This window comes from Sphingomicrobium aestuariivivum, assembly GCF_024721585.1.
Taxonomy (GTDB): Bacteria; Pseudomonadota; Alphaproteobacteria; order Sphingomonadales; family Sphingomonadaceae; genus Sphingomicrobium; species Sphingomicrobium aestuariivivum.
Genome location: NZ_CP102629.1, coordinates 612,827 through 639,152 on the forward strand (window position 1 = coordinate 612,827; position 26,326 = coordinate 639,152).

Annotated in this window: 31 protein-coding genes; 14 read left to right on the forward strand and 17 right to left on the reverse strand. The window is 66.8% G+C overall.

What is annotated here, in order from left to right:
* Window positions 1-51 precede the first annotated feature (51 nt).
* Genes NUW81_RS03035 through NUW81_RS03050 form a run of 4 tightly spaced genes read left to right on the forward strand, consistent with a single transcriptional unit; the run spans window position 52 to window position 2,703 of the window.
* Complete coding sequence (locus NUW81_RS03035) at window positions 52-813, forward strand: hypothetical protein (protein ID WP_245110277.1); 762 nt, start codon at window positions 52-54, stop codon at window positions 811-813.
* Window positions 810-1,640: a hypothetical protein gene (locus NUW81_RS03040; RefSeq protein ID WP_245110278.1), complete on the forward strand. Its 831-nt coding sequence runs from the start codon at window positions 810-812 to the stop codon at window positions 1,638-1,640. Before NUW81_RS03035 ends, NUW81_RS03040 begins: the two co-directional genes overlap by 4 nt.
* Complete coding sequence (locus NUW81_RS03045; RefSeq protein WP_245110279.1) at window positions 1,637-2,236, forward strand: hypothetical protein; 600 nt, start codon at window positions 1,637-1,639, stop codon at window positions 2,234-2,236. Before NUW81_RS03040 ends, NUW81_RS03045 begins: the two co-directional genes overlap by 4 nt.
* A complete protein-coding gene (locus tag NUW81_RS03050; RefSeq protein WP_245110280.1) occupies window positions 2,233-2,703 on the forward strand; it encodes a vgr related protein in 471 nt (156 codons plus the stop codon). The genes NUW81_RS03045 and NUW81_RS03050 overlap by 4 nt, the downstream gene beginning before the upstream one ends.
* On the opposite strand, the gene NUW81_RS03055 is transcribed toward NUW81_RS03050, so the two are convergent.
* From NUW81_RS03055 to NUW81_RS03075, 5 genes are read right to left on the reverse strand one after another with little or no spacing between them, the layout of a single operon-like run.
* Window positions 2,662-3,126 (reverse strand): hypothetical protein, encoded by a 465-nt coding sequence (locus NUW81_RS03055; RefSeq protein ID WP_245110281.1) that lies wholly within the window; start codon window positions 3,124-3,126, stop codon window positions 2,662-2,664. The genes NUW81_RS03050 and NUW81_RS03055 overlap by 42 nt on opposite strands.
* Entirely contained in the window at window positions 3,123-3,635 is a 513-nt protein-coding gene (locus NUW81_RS03060; protein WP_245110282.1) for a hypothetical protein, read from the reverse strand. The genes NUW81_RS03055 and NUW81_RS03060 overlap by 4 nt, the downstream gene beginning before the upstream one ends.
* On the reverse strand, window positions 3,632-4,171 hold the full coding sequence (gene grpE / locus NUW81_RS03065) for a nucleotide exchange factor GrpE (protein ID WP_245110283.1): 540 nt from the start codon (window positions 4,169-4,171) through the stop codon (window positions 3,632-3,634). Before grpE ends, NUW81_RS03060 begins: the two co-directional genes overlap by 4 nt.
* The gene (gene hrcA / locus NUW81_RS03070) at window positions 4,168-5,199 is read right to left on the reverse strand and encodes a heat-inducible transcriptional repressor HrcA (RefSeq protein ID WP_245110284.1); all 1,032 of its coding nucleotides are present in this window, start codon (window positions 5,197-5,199) and stop codon (window positions 4,168-4,170) included. Before hrcA ends, grpE begins: the two co-directional genes overlap by 4 nt.
* 31 nt (window positions 5,200-5,230) lie before the next feature.
* Window positions 5,231-5,701, reverse strand: a complete 471-nt coding sequence (locus NUW81_RS03075; protein WP_245110285.1) for a DUF6438 domain-containing protein — start codon at window positions 5,699-5,701, stop codon at window positions 5,231-5,233.
* An 83-nt stretch (window positions 5,702-5,784) separates the two neighbouring features.
* Here NUW81_RS03075 and rph point away from each other — a divergent pair, with 83 nt between their 5' ends.
* Entirely contained in the window at window positions 5,785-6,501 is a 717-nt protein-coding gene (gene rph / locus NUW81_RS03080) for a ribonuclease PH (RefSeq protein ID WP_245110286.1), read from the forward strand.
* Window positions 6,498-7,115, forward strand: a complete 618-nt coding sequence (gene rdgB / locus NUW81_RS03085; protein ID WP_245110287.1) for an RdgB/HAM1 family non-canonical purine NTP pyrophosphatase — start codon at window positions 6,498-6,500, stop codon at window positions 7,113-7,115. The genes rph and rdgB overlap by 4 nt, the downstream gene beginning before the upstream one ends.
* A gap of 6 nt (window positions 7,116-7,121) precedes the next feature.
* Here the strand turns inward: rdgB and NUW81_RS03090 are convergent, their stop codons facing one another.
* Window positions 7,122-7,661: a CAP domain-containing protein gene (locus tag NUW81_RS03090; RefSeq protein ID WP_245110288.1), complete on the reverse strand. Its 540-nt coding sequence runs from the start codon at window positions 7,659-7,661 to the stop codon at window positions 7,122-7,124.
* Between the two features lie 184 nt (window positions 7,662-7,845).
* On the opposite strand from NUW81_RS03090, the gene hemW reads away from it, so the two are divergent.
* On the forward strand, window positions 7,846-8,988 hold the full coding sequence (gene hemW / locus NUW81_RS03095) for a radical SAM family heme chaperone HemW (protein WP_245110289.1): 1,143 nt from the start codon (window positions 7,846-7,848) through the stop codon (window positions 8,986-8,988).
* Here the strand turns inward: hemW and NUW81_RS03100 are convergent.
* Entirely contained in the window at window positions 8,985-10,154 is a 1,170-nt protein-coding gene (locus NUW81_RS03100; protein WP_245110290.1) for a penicillin-binding protein activator, read from the reverse strand. The genes hemW and NUW81_RS03100 overlap by 4 nt on opposite strands.
* A gap of 14 nt (window positions 10,155-10,168) precedes the next feature.
* Between NUW81_RS03100 and rsmI the strand changes: the two genes are divergently transcribed.
* Genes rsmI through NUW81_RS03120 form a run of 4 tightly spaced genes read left to right on the forward strand, consistent with a single transcriptional unit; the run spans window position 10,169 to window position 12,944 of the window.
* Window positions 10,169-11,008 (forward strand): 16S rRNA (cytidine(1402)-2'-O)-methyltransferase, encoded by an 840-nt coding sequence (gene rsmI / locus NUW81_RS03105; RefSeq protein WP_245110291.1) that lies wholly within the window; start codon window positions 10,169-10,171, stop codon window positions 11,006-11,008.
* Window positions 11,005-11,358: a YraN family protein gene (locus NUW81_RS03110; RefSeq protein ID WP_245113651.1), complete on the forward strand. Its 354-nt coding sequence runs from the start codon at window positions 11,005-11,007 to the stop codon at window positions 11,356-11,358. Before rsmI ends, NUW81_RS03110 begins: the two co-directional genes overlap by 4 nt.
* A gap of 33 nt (window positions 11,359-11,391) precedes the next feature.
* Complete coding sequence (gshB, locus tag NUW81_RS03115) at window positions 11,392-12,336, forward strand: glutathione synthase (protein WP_245110292.1); 945 nt, start codon at window positions 11,392-11,394, stop codon at window positions 12,334-12,336.
* Window positions 12,333-12,944 (forward strand): DedA family protein, encoded by a 612-nt coding sequence (locus NUW81_RS03120; protein ID WP_245110293.1) that lies wholly within the window; start codon window positions 12,333-12,335, stop codon window positions 12,942-12,944. The genes gshB and NUW81_RS03120 overlap by 4 nt, the downstream gene beginning before the upstream one ends.
* Here NUW81_RS03120 and NUW81_RS03125 read toward each other — a convergent pair whose 3' ends face one another.
* The 3 genes from NUW81_RS03125 to fsa form a co-directional block, all read right to left on the reverse strand.
* Window positions 12,945-13,868, reverse strand: a complete 924-nt coding sequence (locus NUW81_RS03125) for a tyrosine recombinase XerC (protein WP_260508531.1) — start codon at window positions 13,866-13,868, stop codon at window positions 12,945-12,947.
* On the reverse strand, window positions 13,853-14,410 hold the full coding sequence (locus tag NUW81_RS03130) for a DUF484 family protein (RefSeq protein ID WP_245110294.1): 558 nt from the start codon (window positions 14,408-14,410) through the stop codon (window positions 13,853-13,855). The genes NUW81_RS03125 and NUW81_RS03130 overlap by 16 nt, the downstream gene beginning before the upstream one ends.
* 73 nt (window positions 14,411-14,483) lie before the next feature.
* Window positions 14,484-15,137, reverse strand: coding sequence for a fructose-6-phosphate aldolase (fsa, locus tag NUW81_RS03135; RefSeq protein WP_245110295.1), 654 nt, complete (start codon window positions 15,135-15,137; stop codon window positions 14,484-14,486).
* Window positions 15,138-15,224: 87 nt separating this feature from the next.
* Between fsa and NUW81_RS03140 the strand changes: the two genes are divergently transcribed.
* On the forward strand, window positions 15,225-15,998 hold the full coding sequence (locus tag NUW81_RS03140; protein WP_245110296.1) for an enoyl-CoA hydratase-related protein: 774 nt from the start codon (window positions 15,225-15,227) through the stop codon (window positions 15,996-15,998).
* Between the two features lie 3 nt (window positions 15,999-16,001).
* Here NUW81_RS03140 and NUW81_RS03145 read toward each other — a convergent pair whose 3' ends face one another.
* From NUW81_RS03145 to NUW81_RS03155, 3 genes are read right to left on the reverse strand one after another with little or no spacing between them, the layout of a single operon-like run.
* Window positions 16,002-16,400, reverse strand: a complete 399-nt coding sequence (locus NUW81_RS03145; protein WP_245110297.1) for a TadE/TadG family type IV pilus assembly protein — start codon at window positions 16,398-16,400, stop codon at window positions 16,002-16,004.
* On the reverse strand, window positions 16,397-16,927 hold the full coding sequence (locus NUW81_RS03150) for a TadE/TadG family type IV pilus assembly protein (protein WP_245110298.1): 531 nt from the start codon (window positions 16,925-16,927) through the stop codon (window positions 16,397-16,399). Before NUW81_RS03150 ends, NUW81_RS03145 begins: the two co-directional genes overlap by 4 nt.
* A 2-nt stretch (window positions 16,928-16,929) precedes the next feature.
* Window positions 16,930-18,276 carry a pilus assembly protein TadG-related protein gene (locus NUW81_RS03155; RefSeq protein ID WP_245110299.1) on the reverse strand — a complete coding sequence of 449 codons (1,347 nt, stop codon included), beginning with the start codon at window positions 18,274-18,276 and terminating at the stop codon, window positions 16,930-16,932.
* A 230-nt stretch (window positions 18,277-18,506) separates the two neighbouring features.
* On the opposite strand from NUW81_RS03155, the gene NUW81_RS03160 reads away from it, so the two are divergent.
* Together NUW81_RS03160 and NUW81_RS03165 are read left to right on the forward strand one after the other, a co-directional pair.
* Complete coding sequence (locus tag NUW81_RS03160; RefSeq protein WP_245110300.1) at window positions 18,507-19,715, forward strand: toxic anion resistance protein; 1,209 nt, start codon at window positions 18,507-18,509, stop codon at window positions 19,713-19,715.
* 14 nt (window positions 19,716-19,729) lie between these two features.
* The gene (locus NUW81_RS03165; RefSeq protein WP_245110301.1) at window positions 19,730-20,509 is read left to right on the forward strand and encodes a hypothetical protein; all 780 of its coding nucleotides are present in this window, start codon (window positions 19,730-19,732) and stop codon (window positions 20,507-20,509) included.
* 105 nt (window positions 20,510-20,614) lie between these two features.
* Here the strand turns inward: NUW81_RS03165 and NUW81_RS03170 are convergent, their stop codons facing one another.
* The 4 genes from NUW81_RS03170 to pgi are packed head-to-tail and all read right to left on the reverse strand — an operon-like array spanning window position 20,615 to window position 26,293.
* The gene (locus tag NUW81_RS03170; protein ID WP_245110302.1) at window positions 20,615-21,829 is read right to left on the reverse strand and encodes a CaiB/BaiF CoA transferase family protein; all 1,215 of its coding nucleotides are present in this window, start codon (window positions 21,827-21,829) and stop codon (window positions 20,615-20,617) included.
* On the reverse strand, window positions 21,826-23,412 hold the full coding sequence (locus NUW81_RS03175) for a phytoene desaturase family protein (RefSeq protein WP_245110303.1): 1,587 nt from the start codon (window positions 23,410-23,412) through the stop codon (window positions 21,826-21,828). The genes NUW81_RS03170 and NUW81_RS03175 overlap by 4 nt, the downstream gene beginning before the upstream one ends.
* Window positions 23,412-24,776: a glutathione-disulfide reductase gene (gorA, locus tag NUW81_RS03180; RefSeq protein WP_245110304.1), complete on the reverse strand. Its 1,365-nt coding sequence runs from the start codon at window positions 24,774-24,776 to the stop codon at window positions 23,412-23,414. Before gorA ends, NUW81_RS03175 begins: the two co-directional genes overlap by 1 nt.
* Window positions 24,773-26,293, reverse strand: a complete 1,521-nt coding sequence (gene pgi / locus NUW81_RS03185) for a glucose-6-phosphate isomerase (RefSeq protein WP_245110305.1) — start codon at window positions 26,291-26,293, stop codon at window positions 24,773-24,775. The genes gorA and pgi overlap by 4 nt, the downstream gene beginning before the upstream one ends.
* Window positions 26,294-26,326 lie beyond the last annotated feature (33 nt).

The window sequence follows — 26,326 nt, forward strand, 5'->3', positions numbered from 1 at the left end:
GCGTTGGGCAAGAGTGTCGACAGCCGTCCCGCGATTCCCTAGCGTTCACCGATGTTTCTCGCCGCCCACTCGCTCCTGCGCCGCTTGCGTTCTCGCATCAGCGAGGGCGAGCATGCGATGACGACGCGCGGGTTCGGTGCGCTGTTCCTCTTCGAATTCCTCGTCGTCCTCCTTGGCGTCCTTGCCGCGCAGGGACTCGCCGGTTGGGCGAGTGAACGCGACAGGCAGGAGGAGATGACGGCATCGCTGGCCTATTACGAGGGCGAGCTGGCCGACGTCCACGCGGGCGCGCTGATGTGGCAGTCGGCGCTGCCCTGCATGACGGCGCGCGTGGGCACCATCCTCGAACGCGCGGCCGAAGAGCGCCCCCTTGACCCCGGAATGGTCGAGCCCCTGCGCCTGTCGCGCGCCTGGGTCGCGCCGGTATCGCAGGACATGCTCGGCAGGTTTGAGCGCGAACAGGGAGCCATGCGCACCTCCGCGCAGGCGGTCATCGCCGAATATGGCAATCGGAACGCCGACAATGCCAAGGAGGCGCAGCGGCTGTGGAGCCAGCTTCGCCGCGCCAGTAGCGTTTACGGCGAGCCCGGCCCCGCCGATTATGCCGCCGTGCGCGAGACGGGCAGCCAACTGCTCGCGATCCTCGATGAAATCGCGATCGGCAGCAACGGCCTCGTCGAAGTCGCCGAGGCAATCGGCGTCGAGCCGTCCGATTATGCGCTCGGCGACCGCGCCAATCGCCCGGTCCGCGACTGCGCGGAATTGTGGGCGCAGGGCAGTATGATCATTCCGGAAGAGGGAGGCCATGGATGAGCAAGCGCAACAAGGGCCCCGATCCTGGCGCCGCGCAGGTCCTCGCCGCGGGGGCCGCCATCGTCGCCGGCCTCTTCGTCAAGCACGCTGGAGAGCAGGTCTTCGGTGAGCACGCTGGCAAGCGCGGTACCAAGGGCAAGGGTCGCTCGAAGGCAAACAATGGCGAGCAGCGCCAGTACACCGATCATATCGCACAGCGCGCCGAGGCCGTTATCGCTGGCCGCAAGGCGCAGGACCGCTTGCGCGCCGCGGCAGCGCGGATGCGGATGGAGGAAGAGGCGTTCGAACAGCTCTATGCCACCGAGGAGCGGCTCATCGGCGAGGCTCCGTTGTGGCTCCACAGCGCCTTGCACGACTTTGCGTTCACCGACCGCGAGGCGATCGCCCCTGACGGGCTCGACATGCGCAGTGGCGGCGGCCGGGCCGCAAGCTGGGCGATCTTTAACGATCCGGGTCGTAACGAGGGCTTTCGAATTTCGCACGCGCAGGACGTGTCCAATTGCGGCGGGACGAGCATGCTTGATTTCGCGGGGCGCCGCTTCTGGTTTCATTTCCACGACGATCCCCTGCTCGGACACACGCTGTCGATCGGCCCGCGCGCACTTGACCTCGAAGAGGCGCATTACCGCGAGCTTGCAGACCTTCTATTTGCCGCGCAGTCCCGTGAGGCGAATGTCGAAAAACATCGCCGGCACTTGCGGCCGTTCGAGATGGTCGCGGTGCATTCGGCGGGCGGGAAAAGCCAATATGACGCGCTCATCGCCCAGCACCCGCGCTTCGCCGCCACCGCGCTCGCGCTCGAGGCACATCGGGAGCGTTGCGCGTGAAATTTTACGACAAGCCACTCGGCAGCGGCCGCCATGCCCGCCTCGATGAACTGCTGGGCTTCGACTGGACCCCGCGCCAGAATTTCCCCTCGGTCGATCGCCTGAAGGAAATGACGCGCGACTTCGAGCAGCAGGCGCGTTTCGCCGATTACGATGCGCGGCTCTATGCCAAGCTGGTGGCGGCGCATGAGCGGTTGCGCGAGGACGATGAGTTCGCGGCAGGTTTCTATGCGCGGCTCTCGATCCATGCCGGAAAGGCATCCCCGGTTGCTCCCGGCAGGGTGACGAGCGACGACGGCACGCTCGCGCTGACGGTAGGTGCCCGGGACAAGCGTCTCGGCGGCCACCCCTTCGCGCTCCATTCCCGTGGCGACGGAACGGTCCGCACGGGGGTGCTGGCCGAGCGCACCAGCTGCATTATCCTCACCACTCCGCTCGCCTCCGAGACGGCGCGCGCGCTTTCCCCGTTGCTCATCCGCGATGGCGCGCCGACGATCCCGCTCTATGCGCTCGGCCCCGAAATCCTCGCGCCCGGACAGGAGCATCGCTTCAACCAGCAACTCAAATATTACGCCTACGGGGACGAACCGGTTTGAGCCGCCGCCCCCTCACCCCCGGCGAGATCGAGATGGCGCGCGCGATGTTCGGCGGCCAGGTCGACTATTCCGACGTCGAGATCGTGCGGAAGAAGTGGATCTTCTTCCAGCCCGTCGGCGTGGTGATGGCGCCCACCGGCAACATCCACTTCCACCCCGAAAGCGATCGCTATTCGGACGATTTCTCGAAGGAGCGGCTTCATCTCCAAGGGCTGTTCATCCACGAAATGACGCATGTCTGGCAGACGCAGCGCGGCGGGCGCTGGTACCTGCCGCTCATCCGCCATCCCTTCTGCCGTTATGGCTATGAGCTGAGGGAGGGGCGCCCGTTCCTTCGCTACGGCGTGGAGCAGCAGGCCGAGATCGTCCGCCACCGTTTCCTCGCCGACAGGGGCGCAAAGCCCAAGATCATCCCGCCGCGCGCGCTACTGCCCTTTGGCAGCGTCGATCCGGGCCAGCCGGTCTAGGTCTTTCTCGCGCCCGAAGCGGCGCAAGAGGGCCGCCTGTTCCTCGAGCGAGGGGGTGAAGAGGCTCGCGTTGCCGACCGCAATCGCTTCGCGGCTGTTCGGCAGCACCGCTCGCCACACGCCTGCTTCGAATAGCTGGAAGCCTGCCATCAGCTCGACCGGCACCTCCGCCGCGGTCCAGCGGCCGTAGCATTCCGAACGGAATTGCGGATGATCGTCGGCGTGATGCTCGAGCCCCCATCGATGCATCAGCCGTTCGCCATCGGCGGGGCTGGCGAGAAGGTCCACATCCTCCACCCTGCCGGGATCAACGCCGTGGAGCCACAGCGCGGCCGAGCCGATGACCCACCATGGGTCGCGCGCCACCGCCTCCATCTCGGCGGCGATGCGCTCGAGCGAGCGGTTCAGCGCGTCGTGGTTCACGTCAGGTCGGGCGGCGGCGGCGATTCAGGAGGCTGGCCGGGACCGCCCGGCGGGGCTGGATAGAGATAGCTCATCTCGACCGCGGGGCCTTCGCGGCAGGCCTCGGGCACGGGCGCGGTCAGCATTCCGTCGGCCGGCAAGCCGTTCAGCGCGCCGCCGCCGCTCATGATCGGATCGCCGTGTCGAAACTCGTGCGGGCCGACTCGCAAGAAGAGCCCATCGCCATCCTCGTGCAGGCTGCCTTCGGTGGTCACGATGGTGACGGGACCGCCGCCAACATCGACCGCGACGCAAGGGCCGTCGAGCAGCAGCGAGCCGCCGATCAGCGCCTCCATGAAGGCCTCGGGACCGCCCTCCTCGGCGCTCTTGTAGAGGATGAGGTGGGGCTGGTTGCCGGCGGGCGCGGGCATGCGGCTCCCCGCCTCTTCCTCGGCCATGTCGCGCGCACCCTTGTCCCCGCAGGCCGTCAGTGCGGCCAGGGCGAGGACGAGGGCGGCGCGGACGATCACGGCTTCCTGGCGACCCCGACCATCGCGGGACGCAGCAGGCGGCCCTTCAAGGTGTAGCCCGGCTGCATTTCCTCGACGATGGTGCCGGGTTCGGCGTCGTCGGACGGGATCTCGATCATCGCCTGATGGACGTTGGGATCGAGCTCGAGCCCCTTGGCGGCGACGCGCTCGATGCCCTGCCGGGTGAAGATCGCTTCCATTTCCCGGAGCGTGGCCTCGATGCCCTCGATGAACTTTGCCGCGCGGCCGTCGCGGGCCTCGTCGGGCACATGGCCCAGCGCACGCTCGAGATGATCCTTCACGTTGAGGATGTCGCGGGCGAAGTTGGACACGGCGAACTTGGTCGCATCCTGCTTTTCCTGTTCGAGGCGGCGGCGCACATTCTGCACCTCGGCAGCGGCATAGAGCGCCTTCTGCTTCATTTCCTCGAGCTCGGCCTGGAGCGCTTCGAGCTGGTCATGCTCCTGCAGCTCGGGGCTGTCTTCGGCGGTTTCCTCGCGGAGGTCTTCGGCGTCGTTGTGATTTTCTTCGTTCATGGCATCCGTCTCGTAAGGGCTTCGGCGGTGAAGTCCACCATTGGGACCACCCGCGCATAATTCAATCGGGTCGGGCCGATCACGCCGATCACCCCGACCACCTTGTCGTCCGCGTCGCGATAGGGCGCGGCGATGACGCTCGATCCCGACAACGCGAACATGCGGTTTTCCGATCCGATGAAGATCCGCACGCCCTCGCCCTCGCGCACCTCGTGGAGGAGCTTGGCGATCTCGTTGCGATTCTCCAGTTCCTCGAACAGCTGTTTCACCCGTTCGAGATCCTCGGCGGTCTTGTCGTCGAGGAGATTGGCGCGCCCGCGCACGATGAGGACATCGCGGCTCGACTGGTCGCGCCCCCATTCGGCAAGGCCCGCGGCGACAAGGTCGGCGGCGCGGTCATCGAGCGCCTCGCGGCGGTCGGCGATGTCGCGGCGGAGCTGCTGCTCGGCCTCGGCGAGCGTGCGTCCGGCAAGCTTGGCGGACACGTAATTGGCGATTTCGTTGAGCGCGATGGGGCTGGTGCCGGCGGGCAGCGGGACGATGCGATTCTCGACCGAACCGTCGTCGCCGACCATGACGGCGAGCGCCCTGCCCTCGTCCAGCGCCATGAAGGCGAGCTGTTTCAGCCGCGCCTCGCGCTTGGGGGCGGTGACGATGCCGGCGCAGGCCGAAAGGCCCGAGAGCCGCTGGGTCGCGGCGGCAAGCGCCTGTTCCATCGGCTTGCCTTCGAGCTCCTCCTCGATGGCGCGGCGGGTACCGGCGGTCGCTTTGCGCGCCTGCATCATGCCGTCGACGAAGAGCCGGAGGCCGGTCTCGGTGGGGATACGCCCCGCACTGGTATGCGGGCTGGCCAGCAGGCCGCGCGCCTCCAGTTCGGCCATCACCCCGCGGATCGAGGCGGGCGACAGCGCGACGCGTTCGGTGAGCGCCTTCGACCCCACGGGCGCGCCCTGTTCGAGATAGGTGGAGACCACCTGCCCGAAAATCTCGCGCATCCGCTCGGTAAGATCGCCCAGTCGCTCGCTCATGCAGGCGATGTAGGAAGCCCCAGCCCCAAGCTCAACGGTCGAGATAGATATCGAGCGGCAGGACGTCGGGCGCGTCGGCCAGCGCCTGGAACATGGCGCGGTTCATCTCGAGGTCGCAGCCATAGTTGACGCGCAGCTGGTCGGTCTCGCCACCTTCGGTCCAGCTGACGATCACGCCCGGCGCGTCGGTCATCCAGCGATTACCGCATTCTTCAGGCGCCGCCATGCTGCGGCTGCCCTCGGGGCGATAGGGGGCGAGCGCGGCGCGGAAGCGTTCGAACTCGGCGAGGCTCACGACGAACATGCGCTGGCCTTCAACCTTCACATGGTCCTTGCCCTCCCACACCGCGATGCCGTCGCCGTTGACGCCGACGCGATAGACCGCGCAGCTGCCGAAGCAGGGAGTGGTCTCGTAGGTGATCGAGAGCGGGTCGGGCCGCTTCTGGAGGCTCGCGCAGGAGGCCAGCGCCAGCCCCATCATCACCACGCAAAATCGACGCATCACGACCCTCCCCTGTTTTTCCGGCCTTTCCAGCCGCCGCCAGCTTGGGCTAGGGCGAGGCCAACATCAAGGAGACAGATTTCATGCGCCCATCCGGCCGCGCCCCCGACGAATTGCGCCCCGTCAGCTTCGAGGCTGGCTTCACCCGCCACGCCGAAGGCAGCGTCCTTGCCAGCTTCGGTGACACCAAGGTGCTGGTGACCGCCAGCGTCGAGACCAACCTGCCGCCGTGGCTGCGCGGCAAGGGCAAGGGCTGGGTCACGGGCGAATATGGCATGCTGCCCCGCGCCACCCACACCCGCGGCAACCGTGAAGCCGCCCGCGGCAAGCAGTCGGGCCGGACGCAGGAAATCCAGCGCCTGATCGGGCGTAGCCTTCGCGCAGTGGTCGACCTCGAGAAGCTCGGCGAGCGCCAGATCACGCTCGACTGCGACGTCATCCAGGCCGACGGCGGCACCCGCACGACGAGCATCTCGGGCGCGTGGGTCGCCATGCGCATCGCGGTCGACAAGCTGCTCGCCGAGGGCAAGCTCGAAGAAGATCCCATCACCGCGCAGGTCGCGGCGGTGAGCTGCGGCATCTACAATGGAACCGCCGTCCTCGACCTCGATTATCCCGAGGACAGCTCGGCCGGTTCGGACGGCAATTTCGTCCTGACGAGCGACGGCAATATCGTCGAGGCGCAGATCTCGGCCGAGGGCGAGACCTTCGACCATGAAGGCCTCCTCCGCCTGATGCGGCTCGCGGAAATCGGCTGCAAGGACATCTATGCGGCGCAATTGAAGGCAGTCGGAAAATGAAAGTGATCGGCCCCAAGCTCGTCCTCGCCACCCATAACAAGGGCAAGCTGCGAGAGATCGCCGACCTCGTCGCCCGCTTCGGGATCGAGGTCGTCGGGGCCGAGGAAGCGGGGCTCCCCGAGCCCGAGGAAACCGGCGTCACCTTCATCGACAATGCCGAGCTGAAGGCGCGGCAGGCGGCAGACCTGTCGGGCCTGCCCGCGCTCGCCGACGACAGCGGGCTGTGCGTCGAGGCATTGAATGGCGATCCCGGCGTGCGCTCGGCGCGCTGGGCCGAGGACGAGGACGGCAACCGCGACTTCTATCGCGCGATGGAAAAGGTCGAGGCGGCGCTCCAGCTCCTCGGCGAGGACGTCAGCCGCGATGCGCATTTCACCTGCGCGCTCTCGCTCGCCTGGCCCGACGGGCGCACCGAGACCTTCGAGGGCAAGGTGCACGGCCAGATGGTCTGGCCCCCGCGCGGGGAGAATGGCTTCGGCTACGACCCCGTATTCATGGCCACCGGCGAGGACATCACCTTCGGCGAGATGGAGCCGGCGAAGAAACACGCCATGAGCCACCGCGCCGACGCCTTCCGCCAGCTCCTCGCATGGCTCGAGGCGCAGGACGCCTAGACCGGACTAGCGCCCGACGCGGCGCCCGTCCTTGTTGCCCGGCGGCGAGTAGCGGCAGACGAAATAGTCGGTGCTTCCGCTCGAGGCCATCGCGCAGCCGACATGGGTCGTCGCGGGCCAGATGATCTGCGTGTAATGGCCGACATCGTGCCAGCTGCCCGAGCGGCTGACATTGGGGAAGGTGCCCGCGCGGAAGTGGCGCACCTCGTCGGTCATGGTGCCGACGATGACGTCATAGCCGAACACCCCGCGCGGTCCCCGCCACATATTCTCGCCCTGCGATTTGCGGCGGCCCGGCGTGCGGTCGTGATGATAGTTGCCGGTGCGCGCCATGTAGCGCGCGTGGCTGGCCGCGCTGGCGGCAAGCTCGCGGTCCCACTGCAGGGGGCTCACGCCATGCTCGGCGCGCGCACGGTTGTGATTGTCGAGCACTGCCGCGCGAAGATGGTTCTCGCCGCGCGCCGCCGTCGTGCTGGTGGACGAGGCGGCGAGCGCCGGCACCGCCAGTGCGGCCCCCGCGATGATGATGGAAATCCGCTTGATCATGCCGCCATGCTGGCGCGAAACGCTTAACACTTGGTCACCCCCGATACGCTGGAAACAGCGCGCTTAGGCAGCGGGCGCGGCGTTAATTCCAGCGGGTGAAAAGGCGTTTACGACGAACGGCTTGGCGCGAGGGCCGACCGGTTGGCGATTGACGGCGCGGCAGGGAACGCCGACAGGCGGGCGCATGTCACCTGCCCCGCTCGCCCTTTATGTCCACTGGCCCTTCTGCGCGAAGAAATGCCCCTATTGCGACTTCAACAGCCATGTGCGCGAGGAGGTCGACCAGGCGGCATGGCGCGAGGCACTGCTCGCCGACCTCGCGCATGAGGCGGCGCTGACCAAAGGGCATGAGCTCACCAGCATCTTCTTCGGCGGCGGCACGCCGAGCCTGATGCCGCCGGCCACCGTCGAAGCGGTGATCGAGGCGGCACAGGCGCATTGGCGCGTGGCGGACGATCTCGAAGTGACGCTGGAGGCCAATCCGCAAAGCGCGGAAGCGGAAAAGTTCAAGGCGCTCGCCTCGGCGGGCGTCAACCGCCTGAGCCTCGGAATCCAGCGCTTCGACGACGCCAGCCTCGCCTTTCTCGGCAGGCTTCACAACGCCGCCGAGGGACTGAAGGCGCTGGAGGCGGCGCAGGCGGCGGTCGAGCGGGTGAGCTTCGACCTCATCACCGCGCTGCCCGGCGACACGCTGGAGAGCTTCGACAAGGTGCTGACCCGCGCCATCGGGCTCGGCACCAGCCACGTCTCGCTCTACCAGCTCACCATCGAGCCCGGTACGCGGTTCGAGACGATGGTGCGCAAGGGCGAATTCACGCCATTGGGCGAGGAGCTTGGCGCCGACCTGTTCGAGCTGACGACCGAGCGGATGACCGCGGCGGGACTGCCGCCCTACGAGATTTCGAACCATGCGCGGCCCGGCATGGAGAGCCGCCACAACCTCGCTTACTGGCGCTATCACGATTATGTCGGCGTCGGCCCCGGCGCGCACGGGCGGCGCGGCGGCATGCGTACCTTTCGCCACAAGAAGCCGGAGAATTTCCTCGCTGCCGTCGGTCGTAACGGCCACGGCCTGCGCGAGGAAGCCGCGCTGTCGGCCCGCGAGGCGGCGCGCGAGGCGCTGGTCATGGGACTGCGGCTGGTCGAAGGGATCGACCCGCGGGCGATGGAGCGGCGCTTCGGCGTCAGCGTCATCGACGAGGCCGCCACGCGCCGCCTCGTCGATCAGGGCCTCTTGTCATGGCCCGAAGACGGAAACGGCCGACTGGGGCTTACCCCCGCCGGCCGTCTTCTCAACGATGCGATCCTTACGGAGATCGCGCTCTAATCCTCGAAGCGGGTCGAGGCCGGACTGATGATCTCGGTGCCGGTCGCGGTCACGCGGCGCACCTCGAGCGAGCGCTCGGCGATGCCGTCAGGGCCGAAGCGGAAGATGCCGTCGACGCCGCCGAAGCCGCCCTTGTCGGTCAGTCGATCCTCGGGGAAGGCGCCGCCCGCTTCCCAGTCGCGGGCGAGACGCACGACGAGCAGCGTGGCGTCATAGCCGAGGCTGGCGAGGCGGTAGGGCGCGCTGCCATAGGTGGCGCGGTAGCGGGTCACGAGGCGGTCGAACTGGGCATCGGGCACGGCGGCGAAGATCGCGCCGCGCATCGGTGCCACGGTGCCGAGATCGCTGTCGGCGGCCCACAATTCGGTGCCCATCAGCGTGCCCGACAGCTGGAGCGTGGGCGCGGCGAGCTGGGCGATGCGGCCCGAATCGGCGATCAGGATCATGTCGACGCCCTCGGTGCCGGCCACCGCGCGCGCGGCGGCATCGACGCCCGAGCGGCTGCGCTCGTATGTCTCGAGCCGTGCGACGCGACCGCCGACGCGGTCGACCGCGGTGAGGAAGGCCTGGATCGCGCGCTGGCCGTAGACGCCGGTCGAGCTCATGCCCGCGAAGGTCGTCGCGCCCTGGCTGTCGGCATAATCGACGATGCGGTCGATCGACTGGGTCGGGGTGAAGCCCATGATGTAGACACCGTCACCGGCCACGCCCTCGTCGTTCGAGAAGGCGACCACCGGTACGTCGGCGGCATCGGCCAGCGGGGCGACGAGCTTGACGTTCTCGCCGCGCAACGGGCCGAGGAACAGCCGGTTGCCCTCGGCGAGCGCGGTCTCGGCGGCAGCGGCGGCACCGCCCGCCCCCGCCGTGTCGTAGATCGAAATGCGGATCGATTCTTCCTTGGTGTCGGTCAGCGCCATGGTCGCGGCCTGCGCGATCGAGCGGCCGATCGCGGCATTGTCGCCCGACAGGGGCACGAGGACCGCGACCCGATTCTGCTCGGGTTCTTCAACCGGCGCCTCGACCACGGGTTCGGGCTCCTCGGTCGCGACCGGTGCGGCGACCGTCTCCACCGGCGGCGTGGCCTGGCAGCCTGCCAGCAGCAGTGCCGCGGCGCCTATGGCCGTCAGCTGGAAAAAGCCTCGCGCTTGCGTGCCCGCCTCAATCATGTCTCTTGTCCCTCATGGCAAATCTCGAACTTCACGCCGGCCTCTATATCGTCGCGACCCCGATCGGCAATCTTTCCGATATCTCGCCCCGTGCAGCAGCAACCATCGAAGCCGCCGACCTGCTCCTTGTCGAGGACAGCCGCGTCACCGGCAAGCTTCTCGGCCATCTCGGCCTGAAAAAGCCGATGCGGCCCTATCACGACCATTCCAAGGACAGCGACCGCGAGGCGATCTTGTCGCAACTGTCCGACAAGGTGGTGGTGCTGGTGTCCGATGCGGGGACCCCGCTCATCTCCGATCCCGGCTACAAGCTCGTCCACGAGGCGCGTGCGCGCGGCCTCCATGTCGGCGCGGTTCCGGGACCGAGCGCGCCGACCATGGCGCTGACCCTCTCGGGGCTGCCGACCGACCGTTTCCTGTTCGCAGGGTTCATCCCCAACAAGGACAAGGCGCGCGCCGACCTGTTCGAGGAGTTCAGGGGCCTTCGCGCCACGCTGGTCTTCTTCGAGACCGGCCCGCGCCTCGCCAAGAGCCTCGCCGCCGCCGCCGAAGTGCTGGGCAACCGCCCCGCAGCAGTGGCGCGCGAACTCACCAAGATGTTCGAGGAGGTGGCCACCGGCACGCTCACCGAGCTCACCGAACGCTATGCGGAGACGCCGCCCAAGGGCGAGATCGTGCTGGTCATCGGTCCGCCGGGCGAGGCCGATGCACCGAGCGAGGAAGATGTGGATGCTGCCATCGACGCGGCACTTGCCGAAATGAGCGCGAGCCGCGCCGCCAAGGACGTGGCCGCGCGCTTCGGGCTCAAGAAGAATGACGTCTACGCCCGCGTCCAGGAAAGGATGAAGCGCTGAGGCGCCAGCAAGCCGAAGCGCGCGGGCGGCAGGGCGAGCGCATCGCCGCCTGGTGGCTGCGCCTCAAGGGCTGGCGCATCCTCGACCGGCGCGTGAAGACGGGGGTCGGCGAAATCGACCTCGTCGCGAAGAAAGGCATGACCGTCGCCTTCGTCGAGGTGAAGACCCGCGCCACGATCGAGGAGGCAGAGGCCTTTCTCGAGCCGCGCACCATGCAACGCGTCATCGCCGCCGCCGAAGCGCTCGCGCCATCCTATGCCGCCGAAGGGCATGACGTGCGCATCGACGCCGTGCTTTGTGCCCCCGGCCGCCGTCCCCGCCACCTTGAAAATATCTGGCAGGGTTGGTGACAAGTTAACCCATTGATCCTAGGGGCTTCGCGCATGACCCGTAGCATTGCTTTCCAGATGGATCCCCTCGAGGGCATCAACATTGCCGGCGACAGCACCTTCGCGCTCATGCTCGAGGCGCAGGAGCGCGGCTATACGCTCCACGAATATCAGCCGGGTGCCCTGTCCTATCTCGACGGCCGCGTCCGCGCCTTTGCGCGCCCCGTCACGGTGCGGCGCGAGGAAGGCAATCACTTTAGCGCGGGCGAATACACCCACATCGACCTCGGGCGCGACACGGACGTCGTCTGGGTGCGGCAGGACCCGCCCTTCGACATCGCCTATGTCACCGCCGCGCACCTCCTCGAGCGGGTGACCGGCGAGACCCTCGTCCTCAACGATCCCGAAGCGATCCGCTCGGCGCCGGAAAAACTGTTCGTGCTCGACTTCGCGCGCTTCATGCCGCCGACGCTGATCACCCGCTCGGAAGCCGAGATCCGCGCCTTTCTCGCCGAGCATGGCGAGATCGTCGTCAAGCCGCTCCACGGCAAGGGCGGCGAAGGCGTGTTCCGCATCGGTTCGGATGCGCGCAACCTGTCGAGCCTCGTCGACTTCTTCGCCCAGGAAATGAAGGAGCCCTTCATCGCGCAGGCCTTCCTTCCGGCGGTCACCGAAGGCGACAAGCGCATCATCCTCGTCGACGGCGAGCCGATCGGCGCGATCAACCGTATTCCGGCGGCGGGCGAATTCCGCTCGAACCTCGTGGCGGGCGGCAAGGCCGCCAAGGTCGAGCTGACGGAGCGCGAGCGCGAGATCTGCGCCGCATTGGGCCCCGAACTCAAGAAGCGCGGCCTCCTCTTCACCGGCATCGATGTCATCGGCGGCATGCTCACCGAGATCAACGTCACCAGCCCCACCGGCCTCGTCGCCCTGGACCAGTTCGACGGGATCAACAGCGCCGGCCTCATCTGGGACGCGGTCGAGGAGCGTCTCAAGTGACCGACTGGGTGATCGACCTCATCGACCAGGGCGGGCTCGTCGCGGTCGCCTTCCTGATGTTCCTCGAGACCGTCTTCCCGCCGATCCCGTCCGAGCTCATCATGAGCCTCGCGGGCATCCGCGCCGGACAGGGTGAATTGTCGCTCACCGGCATCATCATCGCCGGTACCTTCGGTGCGATGGCGGGCAATGTCGTCTGGTACATGATCGCCCGCTGGCTCGGCATCGAGCGCTTCAAGCCGCTGATCGACCGCTGGGGCCGCTGGATCACCATGACCTGGGCCGAGGTCGAGCGCGGCCAGAAATGGTTCGAGCGCTATGGCACCTTCTTCGTCTTCATGGGGCGCATGCTGCCGACGGTGCGCAGCCTCGTCTCGGTGCCCGCGGGGCTTCTCAAGATGCGCTGGCGCAGCTTCCTCATCGCCTCGACCATCGGCACGGCGGGCTGGACCGCGCTGCTTGCGCTGGCGGGCTACAAGCTGGGCTCGAGCTTCGAGGAGATCGACGAGTTTCTCGGGCCGATCTCGACCGCGATCATCGTGACGTTGGTCCTCGCTTATGTCTGGCGTCTCTGGACCCACCGCAAGGTCGGCAAGGCCAAGGCCTGATCACCCCCTCGGGTGGGCGCTCCGATAGACGTCGAGCAGGCGGGCAGCGTCGACCTTGGTGTAGATCTGCGTGGAGGACAGGCTGGCGTGGCCGAGCAGTTCCTGTAGCGAGCGCAAGTCGGTGCCCGCGGCGAGCAGGTGGCTCGCGAAGCTGTGCCTGAGCGCATGCGGGGTGAGGCTGTCGGGCAGGCCGAGTTCGCGGCGGGCATTGCGCACCGAGCGGCGCACCATGTCGGCCGACAACCTTGCGCCCTTCACACCGTAAAAGAGCGGATTGCCGGGCCCCGATGGCCACGGGCAGAGGCGCGCATAGTCGGCCACCGCCTGCGCCACCGCGGGCACGATCGGTACCACGCGCTGCTTGCCGCCCTTGCCCGTCACCCGCACCGCATCGCCCATCGGCAGGACATTGGCATCGAGCGCCATCGCCTCCGAAATCCGCAGCCCCGAGCCATAAAGCAGTAGCAGGATCGCAAGGTCGCGCTTGCCGACCCACGGCTCCTTCTGCGCATCCTCGGCCCCCTGCCCCAGCGCCTCGACGTCGGCGGGGCTGGAGGGGCGTGGCAGGGTCTTGGGGCGCTTGGGCGCGCGGGTCGCGGGCACGCGCGGGGTCTCGCCCGCTTCCTCCGCAACCCACTTGAGGAAGCTGCGCACCGCCGACAGCTCGCGCGCCGCCGAGGCCGCACCGAGCCCTTCGCCGCGCCTCGCCGCGAGAAAGGCGCGCAGGTCCACCGCTTCCAGCGAGAGCAGCGCATATTTGCCGATTTCCTCACCGCGATGCTGGCCGAGGAACTGGATGAAGCGGAATCCTGTGGCGCGATAGGCGCGCACCGTATGCGCGCTCATCCGCCGGTCATGGAGGAGATGGTCGGCCCAGCGCACGACCGTGTCGCGCGCGGGGTGGGCGTTCAGCCCCGGCCGCACCGCACCAGCATCGCGCCGAGCGTTTCGCCGAGGAAGGCGAGGAGCTTGGCGCCGTGCGCGCCATCGAGCGGCAGGCTGTCTTCCTGCCCGAGCAGGATGAGCCCCGCGAGGCGCCCCTTCTCGGCTTCGAAGGGAATGAGCGCCTCGGTACGGATCCGCGCGGCGATCTTGCCGAACAGCGGGTCGCCATGGTTGGTCGCGCGCATCTGGACCTTGCCGAGGCCCATCGCGCGGGTGATCCACGCGGGCTCGAGCAGGTGGTTGCCATCCTCGTCGATGCGATAGGCCTTGCCGCCCGCCTTAAGCGCGACGGCGGTATGGTCGACCTCGAGGAGGCGAGCCCAGTCGCGCACGATCGTGTCGAAGAGGCAGGGCACGCTCTCGCAGCGCATCAGCGACAGCGCGGCATGATGGATCGAGGCGGTCGCACCGCTGTGCCCGCGGGCAAAGGCGATGGCGTCGTCGCGCGCCTCCTCGGCGGCGCCGAGGCGGTCACGCAGGCTCTTGAGGGCCCGGTCTTCAAAGCGAATCACTTCTGCCATGACCACACCCTACCGCCTGATGGTTAATTTCCCGATAGGCCCGGTGATTTTTGGTCACCGGGCCCGAAACGGGTTAACCGATCTTCTGGCCGGTCGATGCCCAGTCCTTGAGGAAGGCGTCGAGGCCCTTGTCGGTGAGCGGGTGGTTGAACATCTTCCAGATCACCTCGGGCGGCGCGGTCATGACATCCGCACCCAGCTTGGCCGAATCATGGATGTGGATCGGGCTGCGCACGCTGGCGACGAGGATCTCGGTGGCGAAATCGTAATTGTCGTAGATAAGGCGGATGTCGGCGATGAGCTCGATGCCCGGATAGCCGATATCGTCATGACGCCCGACGAAGGGCGAGATGAAGGTCGCGCCCGCCTTGGCCGCGAGCAGCGCCTGGTTAGCCGAGAAGCACAGGGTCACGTTGACCATCGTGCCGTCGCCCGAAAGCGCCTTGCAGGTCTTGAGGCCGTCGCGGGTCAGCGGCACCTTGATGGCGATATTGTCGGCGATCTTCCGCAGGACCTCGGCCTCGCGCATCATCTCGTCATGGTCGGTGGCGACCACTTCGGCCGAGACGGGACCGTCGGTGATGCCGCAGATTTCCCTGGTGACCTCGATGATGTCGCGGCCCGACTTCTTGATCAGCGAGGGGTTGGTGGTGACGCCGTCGAGCAGGCCGCTGTCGGCAAGCTCCTTGATCGCGTCGATGTCGGCGGTGTCGGCGAAGAATTTCATATTGTCGCTCCCCTCGGGCTGGCGCTGAAGTCGGCTATCCGATAGCCAGTTCGCGCAAGAACGTCACCCGCCGATACGAGGAATTTCATGGCTGAGCATATCAAGGTCACCCGCGACAATGGCAGGCTCGACGTGGTGCTGGCGCGGCCCGAGCGGCGCAACGCCATCACCATCGCCATGTATGCGGCGATGGCCGAAGCGGTGGAAACCGCCAATGCCGAGGGTTCGGACGTGCGGCTCATCACCCTGTCGGGCGAAGGCGTCGACTTCACCGCGGGCAACGACCTCATGGACTTCATGCAGGAAATGCCCCAGCCCGGCAGCCATGAGGACATCCCCGTCTGGCGCTTCCTGCGCGCGATGGCGACCAACCGGGTGCCGGTGCTCGCCAAGGTGCACGGCAATGCGATCGGCATCGGCACGACCATGCTGTTCCACTGCGATCTCGTGATCGCGGCGGAGGATACGCGCTTCAAGATGCCCTTCACCGAACTCGGCCTCGTGCCCGAGGCGGCAAGCTCCCTGATCCTGCCCGAACTGGCGGGGCGGCGCGCGGCGGCGCGCTACCTCCTCCTCGGCGAGAGCTTCGGGGCGGCCGAGGCCAAGGCGATCGGCCTCTTGAGCCATGTCGCGCAGCATGACGAGCTCGACGAGAAATTCGAGGGCATCGCCGCCACCCTCCTGTCACGCCCGCCCGAGGCGATGCGGCAGACGCAGGGGCTTCTCAGGAAGGTCGACAGCGACCGTGTGCTCGAGAGGATGACGCTGGAAAATGGCAAGTTCGCCGAACGCCTCGCGTCCGACGAACTCAAAGGGGCGATCGCCGCTTTCTTCGCCGCGCGCGGCGGCGCGGGCGGCTAACGCCTAGTTGGCGACGTAGACGCGCTTGTTGCGCGACAGCGAGACGTCCGGTCCCGGCAGGAACAGGAGGTCGGTCTTCTGGTTGTAGGTCACCTCGAGATCGACATAGCCCTGGCTGTTGTTCCACACCGGATCGCTGATGCTGAAGGTGCCGGGCCCGATGCCGTAGACGCGGTCGGTGATCTTGTTGGTGATGTCGTTCGACGTCGGCGTGGGATAGATGGTCGCGAGCCGCGCCCCCTCGCCCAGCGCGTGCTGCATGCCGGCGACGGCGCGCATGACGAGTCCCATCTGCACCACCATCCACAGGAGCATGATGAAGATCGGCAAGGCGAAGGCCATCTCGATGGCCGCGGCGCCTTCTTCGCGCTTGTTGAGGCGCGAGATGAATTTCTTGATCATTGCGTGCGGATCCCTGTCTCGACGGTGATCGGGAATTTGCCGTCCTTCGACTGGATCCCGACCAGGCTCGGGTCGATAACCGGATCGAAATCGTCGGTGATGGTCACGGTGATATAGGCGCGCTGGACGCTGGTACCCGATGCGCAGTCGAGCCCCGACGTGTCGATCGCATTCCATGCCATGCCGGCGTCGATCGAGGCCTGGACGGTGTCGACCTTCGACGTGATGTCGGTCTCGGTGCCATCGCATTCGAGCATATATTTGACCGACACCTGGTCCTCGTTGACCTCGGCGGCGGCGGCCGCTTCCTTGCCGAGCGTGCCGTGCACGGTCTCGGTCGTCGTCGTCTGCATCACCTTTTCGATGGCGCGCTGAGCACCCTGTTCGATGGCGAGCTTGCGGCTGTAGGCCATTGACAGGTCGACCACGCCGACCACCATCAGCGCCATCACCGGCGACACCAGCGCGAGTTCGATGGTGGCCGAACCCTCGCGGTTGTCGATAAGCTTGCGGAAGGTCTGGATCATGATCAGGCCACCAGTCGGATCAGGCGTCCGCCTTCGAAGGCCGGGATGCCGGCATGGGAGCAGTCGTCCTCGAACTTGTTGGTGTTGCCGGTCGTGTTGTTGCCCGAGAAGGTGACGCGGCGCGAGACGATGCGGGTGCACACGAAGGTGCTGGTGCCATCGCCGTTATAGGCCAGCCCCTGGTTGGGGAAGTAGAGCACGCCGGTAATGATGCCGGTCGAGCCGCCGTTGATCTTGTTGGGCGTCTGCTTGGCCTGGTCGACCGCGCGGCGGTCCTGGTAGACCGCCACGCCAGCCCAGTCACCGCTGGTCGGCGCCGTCAGGGTAAGGCTGGCGCCCGCATTCATGTCGAAGGTGCCGATGGTGGCATTGCTGGCACTGTCCGAATTGGTCAGGACGATGGTCACGTCGGTGCCCGTCACCGTGCCCTGGATATTCACGTTGCCGCCGTCGATATAATAGACGCCGGCGGGCAGGTTGACGGTCTCGCTCGGCCCCACGTCGATGCCCGAGAAGCAGTTGATCGCATCGCCGCCATTGGCGGACTTACTCGCCGCAAAGTCGTAATCGCCGTTGATCTCGGGCGCGACGCTGATGGTCTCGTTCGGACCGCCGCGCACGACGACCTTTTCGGTGTCGCAGTCGAGCTCGTCGAGGTTGGGATTGAGGTTGGCGTAGGGGTCTTCCATCTTCGAGACATAAGGGTCGTACTTGTCGACCACCCAGTTATCCGATTCCTGGATGCCGCCGACCGAGGCGATGACGCTCGCCTCCATCGTCACATTACCCTTTGCGATCGCCGAATTGGGGGCGGTCGAGTTGGTGATCATGCCGCAGTCCATCTCGACGCCCGCATTGCCCGAGCCGGTGATACCGGTCGTCGCGGTGTCCTCGAGGCTGATGACGCAATATTCGTCGGTCCCCGGCACCGAGGCCGCAACCGAGGTCGCCCGGATCTCGGGCGCGCTGGTCATGAACATGCTGCTGAACGACAAAGGACGGGCGACCGAGAGCACGACCTGGACGCGCTGGCGCATGTCGCCGCTGTCGGCCAGCCGGCTGACCTGCGGATAGCCGGTCGAAAGCGCGATACCCGTGTGGTGGTTGAGCGCGATATCCTTGTCGACCGCATCCTTGACGCCCGCCTCGGTATCGCTCTGGATGCGTTCGTAGACGCCGGCGATGGCGGCGGAGTCCGCCGCGCGCTGCAACTGACGCTTCCACAGCGTCCACTGGATCGTGTCGGTGGCAAGCCCCGCCGCCCCGATGAACAGCGGCAATGTGGCGCCCATGACGACGAGCACGTTCCCGCGCTCGTCATTCCAGATCTTGTCAAACAGCTTACGCATGATGTCGCCTCCCGGCTTTCTCCCTATTGCGCCACGGCATAGCGTTCGGATGGTGAGCATATGCTTGCATTTCATGGTTAAGGCTTCGTAACCGCGCGTCCCCTCGCTCCCCCTTGTGACGGCGGCATAGGCGTCTTACATTGCTGATACAGTGAATTTGGCTTGCCTTGGTCGCCTCCTCTGGTCACCCTCATGGGGAAACTGGGCATCCAGCCGAAAAGAGGGATTCAATGGCTACCGAGACCAAGACTGCGACCGAGACCGCGACCAAGATCAAGCTCGACCCGCCCGAGGCGCTGCAGCCGATCGCGACCCACCAGGCCGCCGGCCTCGTGCCCTTGAAGGAAGAGGAGCGCACCCAGCTCGACAACAAGGTCGACAGCTTCGTCGACGAGCTGGCAGCGCTTGACGCCAACAGCCCCGAATTCGGCAAGAAGGTCGACCAGCTGACCGCGATGGGCCGCAAGGAAATCCAGGAAGCCGCCGGCGCTTCCTCGCGCTTCCTCGACCGCCCCGTGAAGGCGATCGACAGCGACACCGGCATCGGCGCCGACCTCACCAAGCTGCGCCAGACGGTCGAGGAGCTCGACCCCAGCGAGAATTCGAAGATGTTCACGGGGCGCAAGCTCCTCGGCATCATCCCCTTCGGCAGCAAGGTGAACCGCTACTTCGACAAATATCGCTCCTCCCAGAGCCACATCTCGGCGATCCTCGACCGGCTCGGCAACGGCAAGGACGAGCTCCTGATGGACAATGCCGCGATCGATACCGAGCGCGCAGGGCTCTGGAAGACGATGCACAAGCTCGAGCAGATGATCCACATCTCCAAGCAGCTCGATGCCGCGCTCGAGGCCAAGGCCAACGAATTGGACGCGACCGATCCCGCCAAGGCCAAGGCGATGCGCGAGAGCGCGCTCTTCTACACGCGCCAGCGCACGCAGGACCTTTTGACGCAGATGGCGGTGACGGTGCAGGGCTATCTCGCCCTCGACCTCGTCAAGAAGAACAATGTCGAGCTGGTGAAGGGCGTGGACCGCGCCTCGACCACCACCGTGGCAGCGCTCCGCACCGCGGTGACCGTGGCGCAGGCCATGTCCAACCAGAAGCTGGTGCTCCAGCAGATCACCGCGCTCAACACGACCACGGCGGGCATGATCGACAGCACCGGTGAACTGTTGAAGTCGAACACCGCGCAGATCCACGAGCAGGCGTCCTCATCGACCATCCCGCTCGAGACGCTGCAGCGCGCCTTCCAGAATATCTATGACACGATGGATTCGATCGACCAGTTCAAGCTCCAGGCGCTCGGCAACATGAAGCAGACCGTCGACGTGCTCGAGGGCGAGGTGAAGAAGTCGAAGGGATATATCGCCCGCGCCGAAGGGGTCGAACAGGCCAAGCTCGAGAAGCAGCCCTCGCCCTTCGAGGCGCTCGAATAGGACGGCAATAGACGATGAGTATCGAGGAAGGGGTCGCCGCGGTCGAGCGGCAGGTGCGCGAGCTGGAACGGCTGCCCGCGGTGCAGGCGCGCACCGATGCATCGGTCGACCGCGCCGACCGCGTGCTGGCCAATCTCGACAGCCCCACCCGCCGACGCGACCTCGAACAAATGGGGCGCGACCTCACCGACGGCCTCCTGCGCGCAGGGCTCGCCATCGGGGTGGTCAGCGTCATCACCATCGGCATCGGCATGGTCGTGCCGATCGGCCTGTTCGGCTTCCTCGCCGCGGTCGGCATCGCCATCGGGCTGGCCGCCATCGCGGCCTTCTTCCCGAAGCGCGCCGCCGCGACGATGGGCGAGATTTCCGCGAAGATCGGCAATGCCGACCTCGTCACCCGCTTCGACACCTTCCTGGGACGGGTGCGCCGCAACCTGCCGCAGGTCGCGCGCACCGAACTCGACGCGCTGCGCCAGCGGGTGAAGGCGATGGAAAAGTTGCTCGCCAATGCCGAGCCGGGCGATCCGCAGGTCGCTGATGCACGCCGCCTCATGAGCCAGCACCTCCCCCTCCTCATCGAGCGCTACGAGCAAGTGCCCGAAAGCTATCGCCTGACGCGCGACAACGAGGGCCTCACTGCCAACCAGCGGCTCGCCGACGGGCTGCGTTCGGGCCGCCATGCGCTCGAGGAACTGGGCGAGAGCCTTGCGAAGAAGGACATGCATGCGCTCGAGAGCCACGGCCGCTTCATGCGCGACCGCTATGGCGAGAAGAAGAGCGAATTCGACCGCTAGGTTACGCGGCTTTCTCAACGAAATCGTCGCCCCAGCGCAGGCTGGGGCCCATGCCAAGGCGAATATTCTCAACGACATGGATCCCAGCCTTCGCTGGGATGACGTCTAGTTGGTGATGCCTGCGGCCTTAAGGACGCCGAGCGTATTGGCGTCGCAATAATGTGCCAGCACCTCGCTCGTATGCTCACCCAGCGCGGGCGGCGCGAGAGACGCATCGGCGCGCTGCCCGTCGAGCCGGATCGGCGAGCCGACCATCGGCACCGCGCCCAAGGCCCCCTCCCCGCGCTGCTGCCTTGCGCCGCGATGCTGCGCCTGCGGGTCGGCAAGCGCCTGGCTCACGCTGTTGATCGGGCCGGCGGGAATGCCGGCTTCGAGGAGCTTTTCCATCCACTGCGCTGCGGGGGCATCGGCGATGACCGCACCGACCTTGGCGACAATGGCCTCGCGGTTGGCGACGCGCGCGGCATTGGTGGCGAAGCGCTCGTCCTCCACCCATTCGGGATGGCCGCAGAGCTTGGCGAGGCGTGCGAACTGGCCGTCATTGCCGACCGCGATGATGAGCGGCTGGTCCGACGCCATGAAGGGCTGGTAGGGCACGATATTGGGGTGGCTGTTTCCCTGCCGCCCGGGATCGCGCCCCGAGACCATGGCATTCGAGGCCTGGTTGGCCAGCACGGCGAGCTGGGTGTCGAACAGCGCCATGTCGACATGCGCGCCCTTCCCCGTCGTCTCGCGCTCGTGAAGCGCCGCGAGGATCGCACTTGCGGTGTACATACCGGTGAAAATGTCGGCGATGGCGACGCCGACGCGTAGCGGCCCGCCATTTTCCATGTCGTCGGGAAGGCCGGTCAGGCTCATCATCCCGCCCATCGCCTGGATGATGTAATCGTAGCCCGCGCGGGCGGCATAAGGCCCGTCCTGCCCGAAGCCCGTGACCGAGGCGTAGATCAGCTTGGGATTGGCGGCGCGAAGGCTGGCGGCGTCGAGGCCATATTTGGCGAGCCCGCCGACCTTGTAATTCTCGACCAGCACATCGGCGTCGGCGGCCATCTTGCGGACGACGGCCGCACCTTCGGGGCTGGAGAAATCGAGCGCGACGCTCTTCTTGCCGCGGTTGGCAGCGAGGAAATAGGCTGCAACGCGCTCGTCCCCATGCTCGTGCCAAGGCGGCCCCCAATGGCGGGTGTCGTCGCCAGCGCCCGGACGCTCGATCTTGACCACCTCGGCGCCGAGATCGGCGAGCAACTGGGTGCACCACGGCCCCGCCAGTACGCGGCTGAGGTCGAGAACTTTCAGGCCTGTCAGCGGCGTAGCACTCATGCCGCATTCCTCCATTTACGCTTGTCCGAAAGAATAGTGCGCGCGGCATTATGCCCCGGCGCACCGGTCACCCCGCCGCCCGGATGCGCACCCGAGCCGCACAAATAGAGACCCTCGAGCGGCATGCGATAGCTTTGGTCTCCAAGCCGCGGACGGGCGGAGAAGATCTGGTCGAGCGTCATCTTGCCGTGGAAGATGTCGCCGCCGATGAGGCCGAAACGGGTCTCCAGGTCGGCGGGCGAATGGATCTGGCGGGCGATGACGCTATCGGCAAAACCCGGCGCATAGCTGTCGACGGTCCTGATGACCGCATCGGCGGCGGCCTCGCGCTCCTCGGCCCACGTCCGCTTGCCGGGCAGCTTGTAGCGGAAGTGCTGGCAGAAAAGGCTGGCGACATGGTGGTGCTTTGGCGCGAGCGTATCGTCGAGGGTCGAGGGCACGAGCATCTCGACAATGGGATCCGCGCTCCACCCGTCGAGCACCGCGCTGGCATGCGCGCGCGCCATATGATCGAGGCTCGGCGCCATGATGATGCCCGCCGTCAGGTGATCGCCGCGCCCGGGGATGCTGGTGAAGCTCGGCAGGCGTTTGAGCGCGACATTCATGCGGAAGGTCGCGCTCTCGCAGGCCCAGCCGGCATAATGGGCCGCCGCATCCTCGGGCAGCGCGCCCTCGGGCATGAGCTGCGTGGCGAGGAGGCGCGGATTGGCGTTCGATATGACGACCTTCGAGCGGATCGCCTTGCCGCCAACCACCACGCCGCAGGCGCGCCCGCCCTCGACGATCACTTCCTCGACCGGCGCGCCGAGGCGGATGTCGCCGCCCGCCTCGCGAACGCTACGCGCCATCGCCTGCGTGATCGCGCCCATCCCGCCGATGGCGTGGCCCCAGGCGCCCTGCACCCCGTTCGCCTCGCCAAGGAGATGGTGGAGGAGCACATAGGCGGTCCCCGGCTCGTAGGGGCTGGCGAAATGGCCGACGATGCCGTCGAAGCCGAACAATGCTTTCGCCAGCTCGCCCTCGAAGCGCGCATCGAGCACGTCGCCCGCGCTCTTGAGGAAGAAGCGGCTGAGCGCATCGACCTCGGCGCGCTCCATGCCGACGACATCGCGCGCCAGCCGGAGCCAGTCGCCGAGCCCCGAAACGCTTTTCGCGGCCACGGGCGGCGCCTTCAGCATCCACTTGCGGACCAGCGCGACAAGGCCCTGCAGTTCGGCCTCATAGGCGTCATAGGCGGGCCCGTCGGGCTTGTGGTGACGGACGATCTCGCTGCGGGTCAGCCCGCCGCGCCCGCTCAGCAGGTAATCGGCCCCGCGCGTGGGCAGGAAATTGTCGACCTTGCGCAGCACCACCTCGAGCCCGTGGCGGTGCAAATCCATATCGCGGATGATCTGCGGCTGGAGGAGGCTCACCGTGTAGCTGGCGGCCGAGTTGCGGAAGCCCTCGTGGAACTCATCGGTCACCGCCGCGCCGCCGACCGTGTCGGCGGCCTCGACGACGAGCACGTCCAGCCCCTTTTTCGCGAGGTAGAAAGCGCACGTCAGCCCGTTGTGCCCCGCCCCGATGACCACCGCGTCATGCATCAGCGCATGAGCACCAGTTCTTCCGCCATCGTCGGGTGCAGCGCGATCGTGTCGTCGAACGCCTGCTTGGTCAGCCCCGCCTTCACCGCGATGGCGGCGGCCTGCATGACTTCAGGCGCCTCGGGTCCGATCATGTGGATGCCGACGACGACATCGGTGTTGGCATCGACGACCAGCTTGTAAAGCGAGCGCTCGTTGCGGCCCGCGAGCACGTTCTTCATAGCGCGGAAATCGCTGGTGTAGGTCTTGTAGGCCCCGCCCAGCTTCTCGCGCGCCTCGCTCTCGGTGAGGCCGACGGCGGCGATGGGCGGGTGGCTGAAGACGGCGCTCGGGATATTGTCATAATCGACCGTGCGGTCCTGCCCGTCGAACAAATTGTCGGCCACCGCATGGCCCTCGCGGATCGCCACGGGGGTGAGCTGGACGCGGTCGGTAACATCGCCCACGGCATAGATGTGATCGACGCTGGTGCGGCTATAGTCATCGACGCAGATGGCGCCGCGCTCGCCCGTCTTCACGCCCGCTTCCTCGAGGCCAAGACCCTCGACATTGGGCTCGCGCCCCGTGGCGAACAGAAGCGCGTCCACTTCCATGTCCTCGCAACCGTTCATGGTGAGGTGGAGCGAGCCGTCCTCATTCTTCTCCACCTTGTCGAAGATCGAGTTGAAGATGAAGCGGATGCCCTTGGTCATCGAGATCTGGAGAAGGCGGTCGCGGACCTGGTGGTCGTAGCCGCGCAGGATACGATCGCCGCGGTTGACGATGGTCACGGTCGAGCCGAACTCGTTGAAGATGCCCGCGAATTCATTGGCGATATAGCCGCCGCCCGCGATGGCGATACGCTTGGGCAGCTTGTCCAACTTGAAGACGTCGTTGGAGACGATCGCATGATCCTGGCATCCCTCGATGTCGGGCACGTGCGGACGTGCGCCGACGGCGATGAGGATGTTCTTGGCGGTGACGCTTGTGCCGTCCGACAGCTTCACCTCATGCCCGCCGCCGAGCGAAGCGCGGCAGTCGTGGATGGTGACGTCATTGCCATTGAGCGTGTTGCGGTAGAGGCCTTCCAGCCGGTCGACCTCGTCGGCGACGTTATCGCGCAGCTTGGCCCACTCGAAGCTCTTGCGCTCCACTTCCCAGCCGAACTTGGTGCAATCCTGCAAATCCTCGGCGAAATGGGCGCCATAGACGAGCAGCTTCTTGGGCACGCAGCCACGGATGACGCAGGTCCCGCCGACGCGATATTCCTCGGCGATGCCGACGCGAGCGCCATGGCTCGCGGCGATGCGCGCGGCGCGCACCCCGCCCGAGCCCGCGCCGATCACGAACAGGTCATAGTCGAAGTTTTTGTCCTTGGCGCTCACAGGCCGGCCTTTCCGATCAGCGCCTTGGTCGAGGGGTCGAACTCCTCGCGGGTCTCGGGGTCATCGATGGCGCGCGCCATGTCCTTGCCGAGCTCGACGCCATATTGGTCGAAGGGGTTGATGCCGAGCATCACCGCTTCGGCAAAGGTGCGATGCTCATAGAAGGCGATGAGCGCGCCCAATGTATGCGCGTCGAGCTTGTCGAGCAGCAGCGTGGCGGAGGGACGGTCGCCCGGATAGGCGCGCGCGGCATCCTCGTCATTGGCGCGGCCCGCCATCAGCGCGGCGCCCTGCGCGAAGGCGTTGAGGAGGAGCTGGCGGTGCTGGCGCGGGTCCTGGCTGTCCTCATTCTCGATCACGGCGACGAATTCGACCGGCACGAGGTGGCTGCCCTGGTGGAGGAGCTGGAAGACGGCATGCTGGCCGTCGGTCCCCACCCCGCCCCACAGGATGGCGCTGGTCGGGCGGTCGAGCGGGGTGCCGTCGGCGGTGACGCCCTTGCCGTTACTCTCCATCACCAGCTGCTGGAGATAGGGTGCGAGGAGGCGCAGCCGCTCGTCATAGGCGAAGACGGCGCGCGTCTCGGCGCCGCGGTTCTGCGTGTAATAGAGGTCGCTGAAAGCCGCGAGGACGGGGGCGTTCTTCTCCACGGGGGACAGCTTGAAGTGGCGGTCCATCGCCGCCGCGCCCTCGAGCAGCTCTTCGAACTTCTCGTAGCCGAGCGCCAGCGCGATCGACACGCCCACCGCGCTCCACAGCGAATAGCGACCGCCCACGCTCTCGGCGAAGGGCAGGATGCGGGTCTCGTCGATGCCGCTCTCGATCGCCTTGTCGGGGCTCGCGGTCACCGCGATGACGCGGCCATAGGGATCTTCCATCCCCGCGCCCTCGAGCCAGTCGATGGCGGCGTCGAGGTTGGTCAGCGTTTCCATCGTCGACCAGCTCTTCGACACGGCGACGACCAGCGTGGTCTCAGGATCGAGACCGATCAGCGCCTCGTCCATCGCCTCGCCGTCGATATTGGCAACAAAGCGCAGGTCGACATTCTGGCCCTCGCGGCCGAGCGCATCGACGATCAGCGCGGGGCCGAGGACCGAGCCGCCGATGCCGATGTGCAGCACGGCCTCGATCTCGCCGAAGGCATCGGCCTCGATGGCATCGACGAGCTGGCGCATGCGGCGGCGCATCGCGGCGGCAAACTGGTTGTCGTCATTGCCGCCCTCGCCGCGCTCGGCGACATGGGTGGCGGCGCGGCCTTCGGTGGGGTTCACCACCGCGCCCGAGAAGAGTGCCTTGCGCTGGCCGGCAAGGTCGCTCGCCTCCGCCAGCTCGCCGAACATGGCGACGAGGTCGGCATCGAGATGGGTCTTGGAAAAGTCGAAGCGGATGCCGCAATCCTCGATCACCAACCGGTCGAGCCGGTCGGGCTCGGCATCGAACAGCGCGCCGATTGGCGGGCCTTCATAATTGGCGATAGTGTCGAGGCGGGCGGCGCGGGGGTCGGTGCTGTCGTTCATCGAGCGCACCCATAGCGAGTGCAGAACCAATTG